This is a genomic window from Erwinia sp. B116 (genome assembly GCF_002865965.1).
Lineage (GTDB): Bacteria > Pseudomonadota > Gammaproteobacteria > Enterobacterales > Enterobacteriaceae > Erwinia.
The window spans coordinates 1-6366 of the sequence record NZ_JRZZ01000076.1; the positions used below are offsets into that span (position 1 = coordinate 1).

Genomic DNA, 6366 nt, shown 5'->3' on the forward strand with positions numbered 1-6366 from the left:
CCTCGGTTCCGGTTTTATCAGCCTGTTCCGCGGTAAGAAAATCGACGACGACCTGTTTGAAGAGCTGGAAGAGCAGTTACTGATTGCCGACGTCGGTGTGGAAACCACACGCCGCATCATTAGCAACCTGACGCAGCAGGCCAGCCGAGGCCAGCTGCGTGACGCCGAAGCGCTTTACGGTCTGCTGAAAACCGAGATGGCCGGCATCCTGGCAGACGTGGAAGCGCCGCTGGATATCACGCCGAACAAGCCGTTTGTGATCCTGATGGTTGGCGTCAACGGCGTGGGTAAAACCACCACTATCGGCAAGCTGGCGCGCCAGTTCCAGGCCGAAGGCAAGTCGGTGATGCTGGCCGCGGGAGACACCTTCCGCGCCGCCGCCGTTGAGCAGCTGCAGGTATGGGGCCAGCGCAACAATATCCCGGTGGTCGCCCAGCATACCGGTGCCGATTCCGCCTCGGTGATCTTCGACGCTATTCAGGCCGCTAAGGCGCGTAATGTCGACGTGTTGATCGCCGATACCGCCGGTCGCCTGCAGAACAAAGCGCATCTGATGGAAGAGCTGAAAAAGATCACCCGCGTGATGAAGAAGCTGGACGAGGATGCGCCGCATGAGGTGATGCTGACCATTGACGCCAGTACCGGCCAGAATGCGATTAGCCAGACTAAACTGTTCCACGAGGCCGTCGGCCTGACCGGGATCACTCTGACCAAGCTGGACGGTACGGCGAAGGGTGGGGTGATCTTCTCGGTGGCCGATCAGTTCAACATTCCGATTCGCTATATCGGCGTGGGTGAAGGCATTGAAGATTTGCGATCGTTTAAGGCTGACGATTTTATTGAGGCACTTTTTGCCCGAGAGGACTAATTAGGATGATTCGCTTTGAAGAAGTCAGTAAGGCTTATCTCGGCGGTCGGCAAGCGCTGCAGGGGGTCGATTTCCATCTGCGCCCCGGTGAAATGGCGTTTCTGACCGGACACTCCGGGGCGGGGAAAAGTACCTTGCTGAAGCTGATTTGTGGCATTGAACGCCCGAGTGCCGGGCATATCTGGTTCGGCGGCCACGATATCAGCCGTCTGAAAAGCCGTGAAGTGCCGTTTTTGCGCCGGCAGATTGGCATGATCTTCCAGGATCACCATCTGCTGATGGATCGCTCGGTGTATGACAACGTTGCTATCCCGCTGATTATTGCCGGGGCCAGCGGCGAAGATATACGCCGCCGCGTTTCTGCCGCGCTGGATAAGGTCGGCCTGCTCGATAAAGCGAAGAGTTTCCCGATCCAGCTCTCCGGCGGTGAACAGCAGCGCGTGGGCATTGCCCGTGCGGTGGTCAACAAGCCGGCGGTGCTGCTGGCCGATGAACCGACCGGTAACCTCGATGAAGCGCTGTCAGAAGATATTCTGCGGTTGTTTGAAGAGTTTAACCGCGTTGGAGTGACGGTGCTGATGGCGACCCATGATATGGGGCTGATCGCCCGCCGCAACTATCGCCTGATGACGCTGAGCCAGGGACGTCTGCACGGAGGTTATCGTGGTGAATAAGCGTAATGCCCGCTCGACGGCGCCTAAAGCGAAGCCGCAGAAGGTGCCGTCTAAAAGTAAGGCGCTGAAGGGCGGCTGGCAGGAGCAGTGGCGCTACGCAATGCGTGGCTCACTCTCGGATATGTGGCGTCAGCCGCTGGCGACCCTGCTGACCATTATGGTGATTGCCATTTCACTGACCCTGCCGAGCGTCTGCTATCTGGTGTGGAAAAACGTCAGCCAGGCCGCCGACCAGTGGTACCCCGCGCCGCAGATTACCGTTTACCTGAGCAAGACGCTGGATGATGATGCCGCCTTAGGCGTGGTTAATCAGCTGAAGCAGGAAGAGGGCGTGGAGAAGGTCAACTATCTGTCGCGGGAAGAGGCGCAGGGCGAGTTCCGCAACTGGTCCGGCTTTGGCGGCGCGATGGATATGCTGGAACAGAACCCATTACCGGCGGTGGCCATCATTACGCCGAAGCTCAGTTTCCAGGGCACCGACAGCATGACCACCCTGCGCGATCGCGTGGCGAAGGTGCAGGGTATTGATGAAGTGAAGATGGACGACAGCTGGTTTGCCCGCCTGGCGGCGCTGACCGGGCTGGTGGGCCAGGTGGCGGCGATGATCGGCGTGCTGATGATCGTGGCGGTGTTCCTGGTGATCGGCAACAGCGTGCGCCTGAGCATCTTCTCGCGGCGCGATACCATCAACGTGCAGAAGCTGATCGGCGCTACCGACGGCTTTATCCTGCGGCCGTTCCTCTACGGTGGTGCGCTGCTGGGCTTTAGCGGCGCGCTGCTGTCGCTGGTGCTGTCGGAAATCCTGGTACTGCGGCTGGAGTCGGTGGTGGCCGAGGTGGCGACGGTGTTTGGCACCACCTTTGCGCTGCACGGCCTCGGCTGGGATGAAGGCCTGCTGCTGCTGCTGATAGCCGCGATGATTGGCTGGATTGCGGCCTGGCTGGCGACGGTGCAACATTTACGCCGATTTACGCCGCAGTAACGCATTAACACGTTTTTTTGATATAATCTTCCTCTGCTGCGTGAGCCTGTGCCGCAGAGGAAGTTCATCAGTTTGTCACTTCCCCCTGCCATCCTTACCGCCGCCGCGCAACAGCAGACCTCGTGCTTATCCACCGATCCAACTGAACTTGTGGATAACTCTGATGTCTGAATTTAAGACACTGACGCATAATGGCGCACAGATTGCTTCCTAATCCGTTAGCGATTCGCGTAGTGTAGTCAGCCGCGTCAGGGAGTGGCGCAACCACGATAGTTGATACAGAGAGGGTTTGAATGACCAAAGAAATGCAAACTTTAGCTATTGCTCCTTTAGGCAACCTGGATGCGTACATCCGGGCGGCCAATGCCTGGCCTATGCTGACGGCAGAAGAGGAAAAAGCGCTGGCTGAACGGCTGCATTACCAGGCTGATCTGGAAGCAGCAAAAACGCTGATCCTGTCTCACCTGCGCTTTGTTGTTCACGTCGCTCGTAATTACTCCGGTTATGGCCTGCCGCAGGCGGACCTGATCCAGGAAGGTAACATCGGCCTGATGAAAGCCGTGCGCCGTTTCAACCCGGAAGTGGGTGTGCGCCTGGTCTCCTTCGCCGTGCACTGGATTAAAGCGGAGATCCATGAATACGTGCTGCGTAACTGGCGTATTGTGAAGGTCGCGACGACTAAAGCTCAGCGTAAGCTGTTCTTTAACCTGCGTAAAAGCAAGCAGCGCCTCGGCTGGTTCAATCAGGATGAGGTCGAAATGGTGGCGCGCGAGCTGGGCGTTTCCAGCAAAGACGTCCGCGAGATGGAGTCGCGCATGTCTGCGCAGGACATGACCTTTGACCCGACGCCGGAAGACGAAGGCGAAGGCCGCTCCATGGCGCCGATGCTCTATCTGCAGGATAAAACCTCTGACTTTGCCAACGGCATCGAGGAAGACAACTGGGACGATCACGCCGCCGACAAGCTGAGCGATGCGATGCTGGCGCTGGACGAGCGTAGCCAGCACATTATCCGCGCCCGCTGGCTGGACGATGATAACAAGACTACCCTGCAGGAGCTGGCCGACCAGTATGGCGTCTCCGCCGAGCGCGTGCGTCAGCTGGAAAAGAACGCCATGAAAAAGCTGCGTATGGCGATTGAGGCGTAACCTCACAGAGCGCTTGAGCCACGTTCTACATTAGCTTAATATCTGTTCACTGGCTTGTGCTTGCGTTACGTTAGTAACCAAAGTTCGCCGGAAAGGCCGCTAACCTGACCGGCACAAAGAAACCGCTCCCTGGGGCGGTTTTTTTATGCCTGCTGTCTGTGTTTTGCCTGGTTTTGAAGTGAGCCGCCCGTTGCCGGGCGGCCACCGGCTTACTTGCCTGCCATGTTGATGATCACTGAAATCGAGTTATTGGAGATGCTCCAGCCCCCGGTTCCGGCTAACAGCAGCGCGGCAGAGACAACGAGAACAATACGCAGGTATCGTTTCATTGCGCGGTCCTTGCAACAGACCGCTTCACGGTGCCACCACCGGAGATGAAACCGTGAATGCAAGTGCTGAGATGCACTTGCGTTAACGGCCATTGGATATCCCTTCCTGAATCCGGTGCCCGCTTGCTAAGGCGGCGAAAAGGTCCGCGGGTATTGTATGCTTATTAATCGCCTCAGGATACTTGACAGCATATTTAAAACAGCTCAGGATAAGAGCGCTGAGATGCACTTGCGTTACGTTGGTAACCAAAGCCCCGCTGGAAAGGCCGCTAACCTAACCAGCACAAATAGACCGCCGCTACGGCGGTTTTTTTGTTTCTGTCGGCAGAAAGTGAGCAATCAACACCATCTCTGACCGCAATTTTGTTCAAGGCTGAAAACGATGGATGACAACGCTGCACCCGGTGAGAAAGCCACGCTGTTCTGCCTTGAGGAACTCGACGGGCTGACCATGCTGGAGGCGAACTATCACCGCCGCCGCTTTCCGCGTCACGTGCATGAAACCTTCTGCGTCGGCGTGATTGAAACCGGCGCGCAGCGCTTCTGGCGCTCCGGCGGCGACCACGTGGCACCCAGCGGCGATATTATTCTGGTCAACGCCGACGAGGTGCATACCGGCTGTTCGGAGGTGGAAGGCGGCTGGTCCTACCGGGCAATCTATCCGCACCCTGATCTGTTTGCCCGCCTGTCGCCCGGCACCGGGCCGGCTGCGGTGCCGTGGTTTCCCGACGCGGTGCTGCACGATCCGGCGCTGTCGGCGCAGCTGCGGCTGCTGTTTTCCCTGCTGCCGGAGCAGGGCAATACGCTGCTGAAAGAGTCGCTGCTGCTGACCGCCTTCGCCTGGCTGGTGATGCGCTACAGCCGCACCCGCGTGGTGCCGGCAGCCGTCGCCGATGCTACGCGGGCGGTACTGCCGGTGCGTGAGCTGATGGCTGCCCATCCGGAACAGAACTGGTCGCTGCAGCAGCTGGCGGAGATAGCCGGGCTTAGTCCGTGGTACTTCCTGCGCCAGTTCAAAAAAAGCCTGGGGATGACGCCGCACGCCTGGCTGTTACAGCAGCGGCTGTGCCGGGCGCGGGAAGGGCTGGATCGCGGTGAAGCGATTGCCCAGGTTTCGCTGCGCTGCGGCTTCTCCGATCAAAGCCACTTCACCCGTCACTTTAAAAACTCAATCGGCATCACGCCGGGTGACTACGTGCAGGCGCGCAGAGGGCAGCCCTTGCGCCGCTGAAGCTGCGCAATTTCCTTCAAGCTTTCATACCCGCCCGGCCTTCACACTGCCTGCTGATTTTTTACAGGAACCTGCGTGATGGATAATGTACTGCTCTCTGAACGATCGGCCCTGCAACGGCCGTGGTCCGGTTTTTTTCGCGGCGCGGTGGCGATGCTGCCGCTGTGCCTGTCGGTGATCCCGTGGGGGATCCTCGCCGGTTCGATGGCGGTGCAGGCCGGGCTGACCTTTGCCCAGAGCCTTGGGATGTCGGCGATTATCTTTGCCGGTGCCGCCCAGCTGGTTACGCTGGGGCTGCTGCTCTCCGGCGGCAGCGTGCTGACCATCGTGGTCTCGGTGTTTTTTATTACCTCTCAACACCTGCTGTACGGCCTGACGCTGCGCGAAACCGTGGCGCGGATGGCGCTGCGTTACCGGCTGCCGGTTGGTTATCTGCTGTGCGATGAGCTGTTTGCCCTCGCCAGCGCGCAGCCGAAGGAGAAGCTGACGCCGGGCTATCTGATCGGCGCGGGCCTGTGCTTTTACCTGTGCTGGGTGCTGTTCAGCCTGGCGGGAGTGGTGATGGCCTCGGCGATCCCGGATCTGGACCGCTGGCATCTCGACTTCTCCATTGTCGCCACCTTTATCACCATCGTGGTACCGATGGTTCAATCACGCAGCGTGCTGTGTGGCGTGGTGGTATCGCTGCTGCTGTCGATGATCCTTAGCCTGTACCGGGTGGAAGGAGCAATCGTGATCGCCGGGCTGAGCGGCATGCTTGCGGCGGTGGCGGCGCTGGTGTTCTTTAACCGCTACGTATTTCTGGAACCTATGGTGCCGGTGCGGCTGCCCGCGCTGCTGCGTGAGGCGCTGAAGTATTCGGCCCCCTGCCTGCTGACCGCCATCTGTGGGCCGATTATTCTGCTGCACGACGGGGCCGTGCGCGGGATGGCGGATAATCCTTACCTGTACGGTGCAGTGGCCGGGGTAGTCATTGCCGCCCGGGTACGGCATATGGTGCTGAGCGTACTGCTGATTCTGGGGGTGTTTTACCTGATAAGCTGGCTGTTGTAAGTCAGGTACTGGCGGGTAACGCGGCATGAAATCCGGTTAGTTGCAGGTCGTTGCGACGCTATGCGTTTGCCAGGTTTCTGG

The 6366-nt window shown here is 59.0% G+C and carries 6 protein-coding genes; all 6 read left to right on the forward strand.

All coding sequences use genetic code 11. The features are described from left to right. On the forward strand, window positions 1–868 hold an 868-nt coding region (gene ftsY, locus NV64_RS22285), incomplete at its 5' end, for a signal recognition particle-docking protein FtsY (protein WP_101506815.1). Window positions 869–873: 5 nt separating this feature from the next. After that, window positions 874–1542 (forward strand): cell division ATP-binding protein FtsE, encoded by a 669-nt coding sequence (gene ftsE, locus NV64_RS22290; protein WP_056232654.1) that lies wholly within the window; start codon window positions 874–876, stop codon window positions 1540–1542. Next, window positions 1532–2524 (forward strand): permease-like cell division protein FtsX, encoded by a 993-nt coding sequence (gene ftsX, locus NV64_RS22295; RefSeq protein WP_056232652.1) that lies wholly within the window; start codon window positions 1532–1534, stop codon window positions 2522–2524. Before ftsE ends, ftsX begins: the two co-directional genes overlap by 11 nt. A gap of 293 nt (window positions 2525–2817) precedes the next feature. Continuing rightward, the gene (rpoH, locus tag NV64_RS22300) at window positions 2818–3672 is read left to right on the forward strand and encodes an RNA polymerase sigma factor RpoH (RefSeq protein ID WP_056232650.1); all 855 of its coding nucleotides are present in this window, start codon (window positions 2818–2820) and stop codon (window positions 3670–3672) included. A gap of 711 nt (window positions 3673–4383) precedes the next feature. Further along, window positions 4384–5232 carry an AraC family transcriptional regulator gene (locus tag NV64_RS22305; protein ID WP_056232648.1) on the forward strand — a complete coding sequence of 283 codons (849 nt, stop codon included), beginning with the start codon at window positions 4384–4386 and terminating at the stop codon, window positions 5230–5232. A 153-nt stretch (window positions 5233–5385) separates the two neighbouring features. After that, complete coding sequence (locus NV64_RS22310) at window positions 5386–6285, forward strand: AzlC family ABC transporter permease (RefSeq protein WP_255410345.1); 900 nt, start codon at window positions 5386–5388, stop codon at window positions 6283–6285. The last annotated feature ends 81 nt before the right edge of the window (window positions 6286–6366 follow it).